General features: G+C 59.9%; 15 protein-coding genes. 7 read left to right on the top strand and 8 right to left on the bottom strand.

All coding sequences use genetic code 11. The features are described from left to right. Positions 1–332 precede the first annotated feature (332 nt). The 3 genes from WDN02_RS01415 (at position 333) to WDN02_RS01405 (ending at position 3,869) form a co-directional block, all read left to right on the top strand. Positions 333–1,715 (top strand): NAD-dependent succinate-semialdehyde dehydrogenase, encoded by a 1,383-nt coding sequence (locus WDN02_RS01415; protein ID WP_337291809.1) that lies wholly within the window; start codon positions 333–335, stop codon positions 1,713–1,715. 86 nt (positions 1,716–1,801) lie between these two features. Continuing rightward, a complete protein-coding gene (locus WDN02_RS01410; RefSeq protein ID WP_337291808.1) occupies positions 1,802–3,226 on the top strand; it encodes a UbiD family decarboxylase in 1,425 nt (474 codons plus the stop codon). 37 nt (positions 3,227–3,263) lie between these two features. After that, positions 3,264–3,869, top strand: a complete 606-nt coding sequence (locus tag WDN02_RS01405) for a UbiX family flavin prenyltransferase (protein ID WP_337291807.1) — start codon at positions 3,264–3,266, stop codon at positions 3,867–3,869. Positions 3,870–3,887: 18 nt separating this feature from the next. Here WDN02_RS01405 and WDN02_RS01400 read toward each other — a convergent pair whose 3' ends face one another. Beyond that, complete coding sequence (locus tag WDN02_RS01400) at positions 3,888–4,577, bottom strand: GntR family transcriptional regulator (RefSeq protein WP_337291806.1); 690 nt, start codon at positions 4,575–4,577, stop codon at positions 3,888–3,890. A 314-nt stretch (positions 4,578–4,891) separates the two neighbouring features. Here WDN02_RS01400 and WDN02_RS01395 point away from each other — a divergent pair, with 314 nt between their 5' ends. After that, positions 4,892–5,476: an amino acid synthesis family protein gene (locus tag WDN02_RS01395; RefSeq protein ID WP_337291805.1), complete on the top strand. Its 585-nt coding sequence runs from the start codon at positions 4,892–4,894 to the stop codon at positions 5,474–5,476. Between the two features lie 26 nt (positions 5,477–5,502). Here WDN02_RS01395 and WDN02_RS01390 read toward each other — a convergent pair whose 3' ends face one another. Beyond that, complete coding sequence (locus WDN02_RS01390) at positions 5,503–6,117, bottom strand: MarR family transcriptional regulator (RefSeq protein WP_337291804.1); 615 nt, start codon at positions 6,115–6,117, stop codon at positions 5,503–5,505. A gap of 178 nt (positions 6,118–6,295) precedes the next feature. Between WDN02_RS01390 and WDN02_RS01385 the strand changes: the two genes are divergently transcribed. The 3 genes from WDN02_RS01385 to WDN02_RS01375 are packed head-to-tail and all read left to right on the top strand — an operon-like array spanning position 6,296 to position 9,386. Beyond that, positions 6,296–7,789, top strand: coding sequence for a 4-hydroxyphenylacetate 3-hydroxylase N-terminal domain-containing protein (locus WDN02_RS01385; RefSeq protein ID WP_337291803.1), 1,494 nt, complete (start codon positions 6,296–6,298; stop codon positions 7,787–7,789). Between the two features lie 4 nt (positions 7,790–7,793). Beyond that, positions 7,794–8,324 carry a flavin reductase family protein gene (locus tag WDN02_RS01380; protein ID WP_337291802.1) on the top strand — a complete coding sequence of 177 codons (531 nt, stop codon included), beginning with the start codon at positions 7,794–7,796 and terminating at the stop codon, positions 8,322–8,324. A gap of 60 nt (positions 8,325–8,384) precedes the next feature. After that, the gene (locus tag WDN02_RS01375) at positions 8,385–9,386 is read left to right on the top strand and encodes a LysR family transcriptional regulator (RefSeq protein WP_337291801.1); all 1,002 of its coding nucleotides are present in this window, start codon (positions 8,385–8,387) and stop codon (positions 9,384–9,386) included. On the opposite strand, the gene WDN02_RS01370 is transcribed toward WDN02_RS01375, so the two are convergent. The 6 genes from WDN02_RS01370 to WDN02_RS01345 are packed head-to-tail and all read right to left on the bottom strand — an operon-like array spanning position 9,360 to position 14,420. Beyond that, positions 9,360–10,400 carry an AbrB family transcriptional regulator gene (locus WDN02_RS01370; RefSeq protein ID WP_337294834.1) on the bottom strand — a complete coding sequence of 347 codons (1,041 nt, stop codon included), beginning with the start codon at positions 10,398–10,400 and terminating at the stop codon, positions 9,360–9,362. The genes WDN02_RS01375 and WDN02_RS01370 overlap by 27 nt on opposite strands. Before the next feature lie 25 nt (positions 10,401–10,425). Further along, complete coding sequence (locus WDN02_RS01365; RefSeq protein WP_337291800.1) at positions 10,426–11,787, bottom strand: amidase; 1,362 nt, start codon at positions 11,785–11,787, stop codon at positions 10,426–10,428. Further along, positions 11,780–11,977 (bottom strand): hypothetical protein, encoded by a 198-nt coding sequence (locus WDN02_RS01360; protein ID WP_337291799.1) that lies wholly within the window; start codon positions 11,975–11,977, stop codon positions 11,780–11,782. The genes WDN02_RS01365 and WDN02_RS01360 overlap by 8 nt, the downstream gene beginning before the upstream one ends. Beyond that, entirely contained in the window at positions 11,964–12,707 is a 744-nt protein-coding gene (locus WDN02_RS01355; RefSeq protein WP_337291798.1) for an Asp/Glu racemase, read from the bottom strand. Before WDN02_RS01355 ends, WDN02_RS01360 begins: the two co-directional genes overlap by 14 nt. 23 nt (positions 12,708–12,730) lie before the next feature. Continuing rightward, a complete protein-coding gene (locus WDN02_RS01350; protein ID WP_337291797.1) occupies positions 12,731–13,615 on the bottom strand; it encodes a hypothetical protein in 885 nt (294 codons plus the stop codon). Positions 13,616–13,637: 22 nt separating this feature from the next. After that, positions 13,638–14,420, bottom strand: coding sequence for an SDR family NAD(P)-dependent oxidoreductase (locus WDN02_RS01345; protein ID WP_337291796.1), 783 nt, complete (start codon positions 14,418–14,420; stop codon positions 13,638–13,640). Positions 14,421–14,520 lie beyond the last annotated feature (100 nt).

Here is a 14,520-nt window from a genome sequence, read left to right as displayed (position 1 = left end):
GCGCCGCGAAGCGACCGATGTCGATCAAACCTGTTTGTAAGAGGCTGCCAAACAGCATTGCGGCCAGTTTCAGATCGGAGTCCGGTCATTTCAAGCGAACACAACGCGTGCGCTGCACATATTGTAAGACGATCTTAAAATCTTGGCAGTCGTGCCGTCAAGTTGTAGGCAGACTAATATCTAATCAGAATAAGCAAGGCTTTTAGGCATGTTGCCGCATACACGGACGACTATGGCGCCGTTGAATGATATTGACATATTGTATGACAATATAGTTGTTGATTTGCCGCCATTGCAGTAGTCGGCCTACCGGGAAGCCAGAGACCAAGAGCATGAGAGCAAGCGACCAGGCGATCTCGATCAATCCTTATACCGAAGAGACGATCGAGACATTTTCGGATCTGAGCGACAACGGCGCCGAGCAGGTGCTGGCCGCCGCCGCGCGCGCTTTTGGCTCCTGGAAGACGATGCCGGTTGCGCGGCGAGCCGAAATCATCCGCAAAGCCGGCGCATTACTCCGGCATAATGTCGACAAGTTCGCCAAGGCGATTACGCTCGAAATGGGCAAGACGATCGGCGAGGCGGAAGCCGAGGTGCTGAAATGCGCCGCGCAATGCGAATGGTATGCGGATAACGGCCCGGCGATGCTCGCCGATCGGCCGATGCCGGTCGAAAGCGGCGCGGCTTATATTTCCTATCTGCCGCTGGGGCCTGTCCTTGGTGTGATGCCGTGGAATTTCCCGCTCTGGCAGGCGATCCGCGCGGCCGTTCCGATCTTGCTTGCGGGCAACGCCTTTATTCTGAAGCCGGCGCGCAACGTCCTGCGTTCGGCGTTCAATCTTGAAGACGCATTCCGCGAGAGCGGCATGCCTGGTGGCTTGTTTTCTGTTCTTAACATTTCGCAAGACAAAATATCGGGCGTCATTGCCGACCGGCGCGTGGCTGCGGTTACAGTGACGGCTGGTGTGAGAGCGGGAGCGGCGGTTGCGTCCCAGGCAAGCGCTTTGTTGAAGAAATCCGTGCTGGAGCTCGGCGGATCGGACGCGTTCATCGTACTGAAGGATGCCGATCTCGACAGGGCGGTTTCGGTCGGAATCAAGGCACGTTTCCAAAACAACGGTCAGGTCTGCATCGCGGCGAAACGCTTCATTCTTGAAAAGCCGATCGCGGCGGAATTTACCGAACGCTTTGTCGAAGGCGTTCGCGCGCTGAAGCTTGGCGATCCGCTCGACCGTGCGACGCGTTTGGGGCCGATGGCGCGCGCCGATCTGCGCGATGGTCTTCACAAGCAAGTCGAAGAGTCAAAACACACCGGCGCCCGGCTTTTGGCAGGTGGGAATTACGTTGAATCCAAGGGCTATTTTTATCAGCCGACGATATTCGACGGCGTTACGCCGGGAATGCCAATCTTCGACGAAGAGACGTTCGGGCCCTGCGCAGCGCTGACGTTGGTTAACGATCTGGATGAAGCGATTGCGCTGACCAATCAAAGCGAATATGGGCTCAGCAGTAATTTATGGACGAACGATCTTGATCTTGCGGCAAAAGCCGCGCGGCGTATCGAGGCAGGCGGCGTTTTCGTCAACGGGTTCTCCGCCACCGATCCGCGTGTCCCAATTGGCGGCGTCAAGCTGAGCGGTTATGGGCGGGAACTTTCCTCGTTCGGCGTGACCGAATTTGCAAATATCCAGACCGTCTGGCGAGAGAGAGCCTAAATTGCGACGGGCGAATTTGCCGGAAGGTGGAACGGTTTTTGCGGCATGAGCGCCCGGTTTGAATCTAACGATAAAATTGGAGCGATATGAGCGTCGCCTATCAGGACCTTCGGGAATTCATCGCACTGGCGGATCAGTTGGGTGCAGTACGGCACATTTCCGGCGCGCAAGTCTTTCACGAGATCGGCGGCGTTACCGAAGTTGCTGCGGGCCTAGCGCACGCGCCGGCGCTTCTCTTCGATAACATCCCGGGCTATCGCAGCGGATTTCGTGTCTTCACGAACGCGACGACGAACGCGCAGCGTGCAGCGCTGGCGTTGGGACTCGATCCAACGTTACGGCCACTCGATGCTTTGAAGCTCTGGAAGGAGAAGCGCACCGGGTTGAAGCCGATTGCGCCCGCCGTCGTCGGCGATGCTCTATTCATGGAAAATTCGGCGCGGGGCGACGACGTTAATCTCGCTGTTTTTCCGGCGCCGCATTGGCATCCAGAGGACGGCGGCCCGTATATCGGCTCTGGTGCGCTGATCGTCAGCCGTGATCCGGACGAAAACTGGGTCAACGCTTCGATCTACCGCGTGCAGGTTCATTCGCGTAATCGCGTGACGATCCAGTTCGATCACACCGGGCGCCACGGCTCGATGATTGCGCAAAAATATTGGTCGAAGGGGCAGGGGTGCCCAGTTGCAATCGTCATCGGACAGGATCCGGCGCTCTTCATCGCAGGTTTCGAATACCTTCCCGGGGGGCAGTCAGAATACGATTTCGCCGGCGCGATCAAAGGCGTCCCGATCGAGGTGACGAAGGGGCCTGTCACCGGCCTGCCGGTCCCGGCGCGGGCGGAGATCGTGCTTGAGGGCGAACTGTTGCCATTCCCGGAGAATAGTCTTCCAGAAGGCCCGTTTGGCGAGTTCACCGGCTATTACGCGGCTGACAAAAGGCCGGCCGCCGTGATGGAGGTGACGGGCATGCATTATCGAAACAACCCGATCCTTTTCGGCTCGCCGCCATTGAAGCCGCCAAGGTTTCACTTCGGGCTGCCGTTCCGTGCCGCCGGCATCTGGGCAAATCTCGAAGCGCTGGGCGTTTCCGACGTCGTCGGCGTGTGGCAGCACGTCTCCCAACTCATGACCGTCGTGGCCTTGAAGCAGCGGTATGCCGGCCACGCCAAGCGGGCTGGTCTGATCGCCGCCGCCAACAGCTATATGGGCCGCGTTGTCGTGGTGGTAGATGAAGACATCGACCCGTCCAATCTCGCCGACGTCATGTGGGCGGTGACAACGCGGTCGGAGCCTTCGGAATCCGTCGATATCATTCGCAACGGATGGAGTTCTTCGCTCGATCCGCGCTTGAGCGCTGAAGCCCGGGCGCAGGGCGCGACGGCGAATTCGAAGATGATTATCGACGCCTGCAAGCCTTATCATTTGATCGCCGAATATCCCCGGGCGAGTGCTCTGTCTTTGGCGGCAGCGCGAGTGATCGAGGAGAAATGGGGCGCAGCGCTCCGCTGACCGAAATTTATCGAGCCGCCGTCATGATTGGAAAGCGATGAGCAGCAAAACGAAATCCGCCGATCTTATCGTCGCTCTCACCGGAGCCAGCGGCGCGATCTATTGTATCCGGCTTCTCGAAGCCCTGAAGGAAACAGAAATCCGCACTCATCTGGTGATGAGTAAATGGGGCATCCAGACTCTCAAATACGAGACGTCCTTTACAGCGGCTTCGGTGCGGCGTTTGGCGGATGAATGCTATTCGGATAATGACCTCGGTGCGACGATTTCCAGCGGATCGTTTCAGACGATGGGCATGGTCATTGTGCCCTGTTCCGCCAAGACTCTCGGCTCCATCGCGCACGGGCATGGCAATGGTCTTATCCAGCGCGCGGCGGACGTCGTCCTGAAAGAACGCCGCAAGCTCGTCCTGGCGGTGCGGGAAATGCCGCTGAACGACATCCATCTCGAAAACATGCTGAAGCTTTCCCGGATGGGCGCGGTGATCTGCCCGCCGGTCCCGGCGTTTTATACGCTCCCCAAGACGATCGACGATATCGTCGATCAAACCGTCGGACGGATCGCCGACCAGTTTGGCATCGCGCTTCCCTTGGCGGCGCGCTGGGCCGGGACGCCGCCGGTCTTTGAAACCGCGGAATGCTGACGCAGCGGAAACGCTACGTCAGGCGCTGGTTTTTGTGGTCTTTTCTGCGATCTTGTCTGCGGAATAGGCTTTGACGGCGGCGTTACAGGCTTGGCGAACGTGCGCCACGGCGGCGGTCCGCGCTGCCTCCGTATCGCCCGACGTAATCCCCTTCAGGATCGCCCGCATCTCGCGTGCGCTCTTCTGTGCGCGGCCCGGAAGCGACATGGACTTCGAACGCAGGAAAGTGATCCGGGCGCTCAGCGTATCCAGCACTTCGAAGATCACGCGGTTGCCGCAGCCCAGCAGCATCGGCTCGTAAAATTGGCGCGTCGCCCTGATCTCTTCGGTCAGATCGCCGCTTTTGACGGCAGCGTCGAATGCTTCCAGAGCGGAACGCATGGCGGCAATTGCCGAGGGCGGTGCGTGGGCCGCAAAAAGCGCCGCGGCTTCCCCTTCGAGCAAGGCGCGGACGTCGTAAATCTGCCGCGCCATGTCTACGGTCAGAATCGGAATCATGGGCCCGCGATTGGGCACGATGACCACGAGACGTTCCGCTTCGAGACTTCGCAGCGCTTCGCGGACCGAAGGGCGGCTGATGCCCAGCCGTGTGCAAAGGTCCGATTCCACGAGACGGTCGCCGGGCCGAAAAATACCGGTCACGATCGCGTCGCGTAATTTGCTGACCGCCTGTCCCTGCACGCTCTGAGGCAAGACTTTGAAATCCATTGAAACTCCGGATGAATTCAAGATTCGCAATGCCGAGGCTCACGACCGGATTCAGTCATGCCCTGAGTAGACTAGTCCGCCAATTGCTTTTTCTGTTCTCTGCAATCGCGAGCCCCACCCGGGTTAAGCATAAACGAGACCATGGCATTCCTCAAGATTTTGCGAGGTGGCCTAAAGCAGGGCCTTTATCCCGCTGGCGCCGCACCGCCGTTCATTCGAGACTGTGAAATAGCGCCACATTCTGGCCTATTGACAGGTTGTCATACAATATGAACAGTGAAGGTGACTGACGAGCGATGGGTGGGCAGATATAGATGGATATGCAGATTCGCAGAGTTGCGACAATCATAGAGGATCATTTCTACGAAGCGGGGCGGCGGGCTGAAAGGCCGTTGAGAAAAGTCGCCACGATCATGGTGCTCAAAAATCCTTACGCCGGTCAGTACGTAGAAGATCTTTCCGCGCTCACCGAGGCGAGTATCGGCCTCGGAAAGAAAATGGGTGCGCAGGCGGTTGCCGTGCTCGGTGGTGCGCCTGTTGAAGCTTATGGCAAGGCTGGCATTGTCGGCCTGAACGGCGAAACCGAACACGCGAATGCGCTGCTGACCACGGTTTTCGCCAACCCCATTCGCGATGCGATCGGCGGCGGCGACGCCTGGATTTCGTCGGTGACCAAGGTTGCCGCACCCGGTACGATGATCGATGTGCCGATGAACTCCATCGACGACGTCTATATCCGCTCGCATTACGGGACGATGAGCCTGGTCCTGCCCGACGCGCCGTTACCCGACGAGGTCGCCTTGATCTTCTGTTTCGCGACAGGCGGCCGGCTGAATGCGCGCGTCGGCGGCATCACGGTGGAAGAAGTGCGGAAGCAACGCGCGACGGCCAAGGCCTAACGCCAAGATCTGTCGCCGGGCTGAGATCAATCCGGCGTTTTGGCGCTTCGCCGTTTTGCTGGTCTCTTTGTCGAATTGATCCTGGTCAAGGCAATTTCACTATTGGTCGCGAAGCGCCGGAAGAATTGCAGGATCGACTGCAATTCGTCGCGTGTCACACTGTCGAAAAGCTGATCGTTGACCGAACGCACGAGAGGCACGACGGCGCGAATGGCTTTTTCGCCTTGCGGTGACAACCGGACCAGGACGCTGCGGCGGTCTTCGTTGTTCGGGCGCTTTTGAAGCAGACCCAGCCTTATCAACCTGCCGACTTCGGTGGTCACATGGGTCGGCGCAAGATGCACATGCGTTGCGAGCGTCCCGATGCTCACACCTTCCACGCCTTGCGTATAAGCGGTGCCCATCAGGACGGCGAATTGCGGGCTCGTCAGATCCATTGCCCGGCCGAAGGCTTCACGGAATGTGTGAAGCTGGTTCAGGCATAAAACCATCAGATAAAGCGTCTCGCGCAGCCAATCGTCGCGGCCATCGACCCAGAACGTTTCGTTCGAGATGGTGACAGGCGGCACAAAAAGAGGCTGCTTCGGCCTCTGTCGCGGGGCGGCGTCGCCACGGACCGCTTCTTGCTTATTTCTGGTCAAGTGGCCCTCGTCAGGTCGCAAATTCGACCTTCAGCGATACGCGCTGCGACTGTTTAACGTTGAGCGTCGGCGTAATTCAACAGTGTGATTTGAATTGACGGGCCTAAATATGTACAATATGTACATATTGTTAACGCGTGAACATGCCGCTGGCGTGCGGCCCACTCAGGAGAGCTTGATGACCGTCGCTGAGTTTTCGAAAGCCGTTCGGGCCTCCACAACGCGTGATTTGCGTGCGGGCGCGGAGTTTTTGCAGGGGCTCGATGACGGACGCGCCGTCTATTTCGACGGGGAGCGTGTGAAAAACGTCGCGACGCACCCGGCGTTTTCCGGCGCGGCAAAATCCTCCGCGCGTCTTTTCGACATTGCTGCTGATCCCGCCAATCGTGAACGCATGACCACGACGTCGCCGTCGGGAAAGCCGATGTGGCGTGCTTATCAGATCCCGCGGACGCATGCGGACCTACGTGCCAAGCGTCTGGCCTCGGAAATGTGGTCGGAAGCGTCGTTCGGACTTATCGGGCGCTCGCCCGATCACGTCTCGGGATTCTTTACCGGCTTCGCCGCCGTGCCCGAGGTTTTTGCCGAAGGCGGCCAGCAATTCGCCGACAATGTCGTCTCGTTTTATGAGCATTTACGCGACAATCATCTGTGGGCGACGTATGCAATCGTGCCGCCGCAGATCGACCGCTCGAAGCCCGCGCATCAGCAAAAAGACCCGACACTTTATGCTGGTGTGGTGAAGGAAACAGACGGCGGCATCGTCATTTCCGGCGCGCAGCAACTGGCGTCCGCTGGAGTCTATTCCGATTATATCTATCTGAGTTGCATCCACCCGCTGAAGCCGGGCGATGAAAATTATGCCATCGGCGTTGCGATTCCGTTGAATGCCGAGGGCCTGCGGCTTTACCCGCGGCGCCCCTTCGCGACGCAGGCGTCGAATACATTCGATCATCCTCTATCGAGCCGCTTCGATGAATCCGACTGTCTTGTCGTGCTGGATAATGTCGTCGTTCCCTGGGAGCGTGTGTTCGTTTACCGCAACCTTCAGGTCTGCTGGAATCAATGGTGGAAGACGCCGTCGCATCTCTACGGCAACCTTCAGGCGCAGGCGCGCTACGCGACCAAGCTTCGCTTCATGATTGGGCTCGCCAAGCGTATCAACGAAATGACCGGCAATGATGGCGTGCCGCCGGTGATGGTGGAAATGGGCGAGCTTGCGGCATTTGTCTCGATCGTCGAGACGATGCTCGAAGCGCAGGAGGTGAAGGCGCATATCGACGAAAAGGGCGTCGTCTGGCCGTCGCGGCAGGCGCTCTACGCCGTTATGGCGCTGCAATCTGAAATCAACCCACGCATGCTTGAGATCGTTCGCGAGTTGAGCGGTGCGGCGATGATCACATTGCCGTCCTCGGTGAACGATCTCGAAAGCCCCGAGACCGCGAACGACATGGAGCGCTTCATGCAAAGTGCCACTGTCGGCGCGCGCGAGCGCGTCCAGCTCATGCGCATGGCTTGGGATTTCATCGGTTCGGAATTCGGCAACCGCTCGGCGCAATATGAGAAGTTCTACGGTGGCGCGTCCTTCCTGGTGAAGCAGAACATGTTCCGCGCTTATGATTTCTCGCGCGCGACGGAGCTCGTCGACACTGCGCTCGCGTTGCCGGGCTGAGGGGATGACTTCGCAGTCGGCTTCCCCTTTCACAGCACGCGAATTCCGCGACGCACTTGGTCTTTTCCCGACGGGCGTCGCGGTCGTCACGGCACTGAGCGGCGCGGGGGAAAAGCTTGGCGTGACGGTAAGTTCGTTCTCGTCCGTTTCGCTCGATCCGCCGCTTGTCTCTTTCGGGCTGGCAAAGTCGGCGCACTCATTTGACGATTGGGTGGCAGCACCGCATTTCGCCATCAATGTGCTGACCGAAGAGCAGGAGCATCTATCGACGAAATTCGCGCGCGCACTCAGCGACAAATGGAGTGGCCTGTCGCCACGCCGAGGAACGGCCGCTGAAGTGCCGCTGCTCGACGAGGCATTGGCGTGGTTTGAATGCGCCAAGTTTGCGCAGCACGATGCCGGCGATCATCTGATTGTTCTTGGGCGCATATTATCTTTCGCGCGGACGCCGCACGAAGGGCGCCGGCCACTCGTTTTTTTCAGGAGTGCCTATCATCGGCTGCACGGGTCCGAAGCTGTGAAGCCAGCGGAATAGGCATCATCCGGGACTTGGCACGTATTTCGCGTCGGTTGCGAATATGTGTGAGTGCCGAAAATGATAGACGTTCAGCAGCTTGAATGCTTTTGCGCCGTCGTCCGCAGCGGCAGTTTTTCCAAGGCTGCCGCGGCGATGTCGATCGGCCAGCCCGGTCTGAGCCGCCATGTGCGCCGTCTCGAAGAACAGCTCGGCTCGAAATTGCTTTATCGCAACGGTCGCGGTGTTGCGCTGACGCCGGCTGGGAGCCAATTTCACGCGACCGTGTCGGTTCTCATCACTCAGCTTAAAGAGGCCTACGACACGGCGGCGCAAGATAGCGACGCGCCTGCTGGCCAGGTGACACTCGGCCTGCCAACGTCGATGGCTGGACTGGTCGGCGCTCCGGTGTTACGCGCCTTAAAGGCACGCTATCCCCATATCGAGCTTAGCCTGATCGATGGCTTCTCCGGGCATATCCACGAGTGGCTTGTGTCCGGCCGCGTCGATATGGCGATTTTACACGATGCGCGCCACGCGCCCTCGATCGCGGTTGAGCCGCTCTCGTCGGAGGACCTGTTCCTCATCGGGCCGAAGACTCCGCCGGGCGCGCTTGTGCGCGGCAACGAAACCATAATTGCGCTGCGCGATATCGCGACTCTGCCGCTCGCGATCCCTGGTCCAGATCACGGCCTGCGCCGGCAAATCGATCGCGTCAGTGCGGAGGCCGGCGTGAAATTGAGCGTGGAAAGCGACGTCGATTCGCTGACGGTCATTAAAGAGCTGATCAAGGACGGTGGCATTTACACGATCCTGCCGATCGGCTGCGTGTATCAGGAAACGCTGGCCGGTACGCTGCGTGTCTGCCGCATTGTCGATCCGCCGATCGTCAATACGTTTGTTCTGGCAGCAGCGCAAAACCGGCCGTTCACGGCGGCAATGCGCACCGTAAGAAATGCATTACGCGATCAGGTCGCCATCACTTTCACGTCCGAGGGCGGGCGGAAGCCCGGCGATAAACCGCAGCGGCCCGCGAACGTTGTGCAGATCGCGGCTTCAAGGCGACGCCTTGCGTCCGCTTAGCCTGCGCGTCGCCGCGTAAAGCGGCAGGCTGCTAAGCGCCACAATCAACGTGCGCGCCAGATGAAAGGCAACGACGAGGCTGACGTCGGCCTTCAGAGCGATTGCGGTCAGGCTCATTTCCGCAAGACCGCCGGGCGATGTGCTCAGAATGGCCGTGGTCAACCCTGCGCCCGTCAGCGCCGCGAGACTCAGACCAAGCACGAGATTGCCGGCCAGCAGGAGCGCCGTAGAGGCAATCGTGGTCGGGAGCAGGCGGCGATGGCTGCGCAGGGCCTTTCGCCGCAAGCGCGCGCCCAGTGAGGTTCCGATCAATATCTGCGCGAGGTCGAGGCTCCAGGTTGGGACGCTAAATCGCGTTGCTGTTGTCAGCGCCGCGCCAGCGCCGACAGCCATTGCGCCGAGGAGCCATGCGTTCGGAATGCGCCGCTGCATGAGAATCCAGGACAGAATCGTTGCAAGGGTGGCGAGGAGGGCAAGGAGGCCGGGCGTCGCTAGCGTTCCCGCCGCGAGAGGCGCGTGATGACCCGCACTGTGGCCGAAGACTCGCGCCAGAAACGGCACGGTCAGCACGGCCATGAAGATGCGCAACGTCTGGGCGATTGCGACCGCAGCGACGTCGCCGCCATAGCGTTCCGCCAGATTGGACATTTCAGCGACACCGCCCGGAACGCTGGCGAAGAAGGCTGTCGTGGGATCGAGATTTGCGGCGCGTGCAAGAAAGCCAGAAAGCGCAAGGCCCAGGCCGATCGAGATGAAGACCCCGCCCAAGATATAGGGCGTGAACGTCAGTGCGTGACCCAGAAGAACCGGCGTCAGCGACAAGCCCGCGGACAGGCCAATGACCGTCTGGCCGAGATAACGCAAGCCAACCGGAACGCGTGCCTGATCGTAAAAACAGCACAGAGTGCCGGTGAAAACCATCGCGCCGATCAGCCAGCCAAGCGGAATGTTCAGACCGGCCGCAATGGTGCCGCCGAAGGTCCCGACGGCGATTGTCAAAAACGGCCACGACACGGCGCTCAATAAATCTCTCATCGGCTTAGCGCGCCGCGAATTGGAGAGACGGAATCGATGATGGTAATTCGATAGTGGCTGCGACGCGGCAGATGAGCGCCTCATCGTGGTAGCGTCCGGCGATCTGCAGTGAGAGTGGTAGGCCGGCGTTGCTCATTCCGCTGCGTAACGCGATCGCTGGATGGCCGGTCACATTGAACGGCGTGCGTGCCTGACGTCCATAGGTACGCGCAATTTCGGCCTCGTCATCGATCCGACAAGCGGTTTCCATCGAACTTGCGGTCAACAGAACGTCCACATCGCGGAAGGCAGATTCGACAGCCTCAATCAATTGGCGTCGTTGCCGCTGCGCTTGAATCAAATCCTCAGCCGAAAGAAAAATGCCCGGCAAGATGCCGCGACGGCTAAGGCGACAATAGGCTTCGGGCGTCTCGCGCAGCCATTTGCCATGCACGGCAACAGCTTCCGATTGAAGAATGATGCGATTGACGGCGGCGAAGGCGAGCAGGCTTGGAAGGGTGATTTCGCGGACCTCGGCGCCAAGATCGACCAGACGCGTGGCGGCGGCATCGAGCGCGTCGGCGACTTCTGCATCCGCAATCATATCTGCGGTGTGGAAGTGTTTGACGTAGCCGACTTTCACACCGCGGATCGGCTGGCCGATTTGATGCGTGGCGGCGGCACGTCCTTCGGCCATCACGTCACACAACAGCGCGGCGTCCGCGACTGTTCGGGCCAGGCTGCCGACATGGTCGAGCGAAAAGGCGAGGGGAAATACACCGGAACGGGAAATCGCGTCGTAAGTCGGCTTCAATCCGACAATGCCGCAGGCGCTCGCGGGATGGCGCACCGAGCCGCCGGTGTCGGTGCCGATGGCTCCAGGGAATAACCCGGCGGCGGCGCCCGCGCCGGAGCCGGACGACGAACCCCCCGGATGATGTGCGATATTCCACGGATTGCGCGCGGGCGGAAAGGGAAGATCGAAAGCAGGACCGCCGATCGCAAATTCATGCGTCGCCGATTTTCCCAGGATGATCGCGCCAGCCCGTCGCAACGCCGCGACCGCGGCTGCGTCGCCAGCAGCGATATTATCTAAAAGTAGGCGTGAATAGCACGTCGTCGGCAGGCCAGCGACATCGATCACATCTTTGATCGCGACAGGAATGCCGTCGAGTGGACCGCGCGGCGCCCCAGCAGCATAGGCCGCATCGGCCTCGATGGCGGCGGCTTTCGCACGCGCGGCGTCGATAGCGACCATGCTGTGAATTGCGTCGTCATACGCCGCAAGCCGTGCGAGCAGGGCGTCGAGATAATCGCTCGGCTTCAATGAGCGTGCGAGGAAACGGGTTTTGACTGCCTCGATGCTGAGCTCATACAATTCAGTCATCGTGCGGGCATTGCATCGGCGGCCAAGGCTCGCAGGATGGATCGTCCGGTGCCGTCAGCGCAGCGCGTTCGTTCGCCGCCCGTTGTGCCGCTTCGAGTACATCGTCAGGGAAAAGCTCGAAGGCGCGACCAAAGTCGAGCACACGGGCTTGCCTCTCTACGTCCATTTCCGAGCGGTCAGAAGCGCTCAAAGATCAATCCTTGCCCATAAAGCTTGTCGGTGATGCCCATGCGCCGAAGCGCATCCCAATAGGTGACGACATTGATGCACAGCACCGGCTTTCCCAGCCATCTTTCCGCGGCAACACCCATATCTTTCATCGGCAGATTGGTGCCGACTTGAACAATAGCCTCTGCATCGACGGCAGCGAGTTCGTGCAGCGCGCCACGAATTTCATCCGTGCTTGTCGTCGCAATCGATTGTGGCGTCCCGCGCTTCATGCCGATGAGTTTGACGATATCGAACCCGGCCTCTTCGAAGTAGAGCCGGACCATCTCGTCGCCGCGCGGCAGATGTGGCGTCAGGATTGCGATGCGCCGGATGCCGAGAGCCTTGAGGGCGTGAACGCTTGCGCTGCCGCCCATCGAAACGCCGAGCCCGGTGTGCACTTCGAGATCGTGCTGAAGCTTGTCCGCTTGGGCGACGCCGCCCCAAAAGGCTTCCAGTGCGACACCCATGATGATGTGGCTGGGGGAGCAGGTCATGACCTGATCTATCGCGCCGATGATGCCGGAGCGCATCGCCTGGACATGCTCCATGAAGGCTTGTTCTGTGTTCAATGGACGCTCGACGACCGTGATGCGTGCGGCATGATTGGTGACGCCGGGCGGCGCGAGCATGGCGCTTTCCGTCTCGATGACGGTGTTGACCGATGGAAAGACGATTCCGATCTTTCCGCGCGAGCCGTAGATGCTGGTCATGAACCTGTCCTGTGCCAAAGTTTTTATTGTGCGAGCGCTGGCGTTCGCGACTCTGTCGCCGCCTTGTACCAATCCATAGTTTCGGCAGGCATCGTGAAGACGACATCCGCTCGCGACTGGAAGAGATCGAGGATCTGTTGCATCTCATGCAGGCGATGGGGGACGCCCATCAGGTGCGGATGCAGACCCATCGAAATCACATGCGGCCCCGGCTCAGTCTCGTAAGCGGCGAGCGTGCGCGCAATCCTGTTGAGGAATTCGCCGGTGGCATGGCGCTCGATGGCGTAGATGATGCTGTCGTTCAGATCCTGCGTATAAGGCATAGCAAACAAGCGAGCGCCGGATGTCATCATCTCGCATGGTATGTCGTCAACATTCCAATCGAACGTATATTCGATGCCGTGCGCGGCGAGATGATCCGCCGTTGTGAGACTTTGGCGTAGGCCGGGGCCGAGCCAGCCACGCGGCCGTTTACCCGTGAAAGCTTCGATCTTGTCGAGAACAGCGCAAATGAGCCCAGACTCATCGGCCTCACCCTGGATCGCCTTCTGGTACATGCCGTGGGCGATGAACTCCCACCCAGCCGTGCGAACGGCCTCGGCGCACTCGGGGTAAATGTCGATCACGCCCGCATTGATGCTCGCGCCGACGGGAATCCTGCGGCTGGAAAATTCGTCGATCAAGCGCTTCATGCCGAGGCGCATTCCATATTCCGCCCAGCAGAAGTTCGGAATGTCGGGGATATGATCGATCCCTTGCGGCGGCGTTACGATCGTCCGCGGCATTTTCCCGCCGAAGAGCCAAGCTTCGATGTTGACGATGAATTGGACGATTAACCGCTTGCCGCGTAGGAGCGGCAGGTTCGCTTGGACCGAACCGAGCTGGTAGGGGATACGCGGGTTTGACATCAAGGCTCCTTGACCGTTTGCGTCATGCCAAGGCACGCGTCGCGCCGCCGTCGATCGTGAGCGACGTGCCGAGCGCAGCTGTAGCAAGGGGCGAACAGAGAAAGACGACGTAGCGCGCGATTTCTTCCGGCTCGTTCAGGACGCCGCGCGGAATAGCGGCGATATGGCCGGCTTCCACGTCCGCAACGCTGCGGCCGCTGTTTGCGGCGGCTTTGGCCATCAAGCCATTCCAGCGGCCGGTGCGCGTCGGGCCGGGATTCACGGCATTGACAACGACACCCTTCGCCGCGACCTCATCGGCGAGGCCTTTGGTGAGCGCGAGGAGCGCCGCATTGGCCGAGGAGCCGGGCAGAAAACGTGCGCCTGGCTGGCGGCCATTGTTGCCGACGATCGTGACGATATTGCCTGAGCCCCGCGCAACCATATGCGGCAGAATCGCGCGCAACATGCGCACGGTGCCCATGAATTTCAGGTTGAAAGCATCGTTCCAGACCTGATCGTCAAGCTCCCAGAAAAGGCCTCCCTGCGCGGCACCGACACTGTTGACGAGAATGTCGGGAACACCGGCTTGCGTGAAAAGATCGTTCGCGACGCGGGCGGCGGCCTCAGGCTCAGACAGATCGGCGCGAAATGTAAGCGGGTTTTCCATGCCGGGCTCTGCACGCAGCGCCGCGAGTCGCGCTTCGTCCCGGCCAACGATGGCGACGCGGCACCCCTCGATGGTCAAGAGGCGCGCAACGGCGCGGCCAATCCCCGCGCTGCCGCCTGTGACCAGGGCAAGCTTACCTTGTAGCTGCAGATCCAAATTCTTTCCTTGTTGAAAAGGAGGCCGGTACTGGACCGGCCTCCGGAGGCAAATGAAAAGCGTGACGGGCTTTTCGACGCGAACGATAGATTGGTTTCCA

The organism is Methylovirgula sp., assembly GCF_037200945.1.
In the GTDB taxonomy this organism is placed as follows: domain Bacteria; phylum Pseudomonadota; class Alphaproteobacteria; order Rhizobiales; family Beijerinckiaceae; genus Methylovirgula.
The sequence above is the reverse complement of the archived record's forward strand: the minus strand, read 5'-3'. Positions and strand labels throughout refer to the sequence as shown.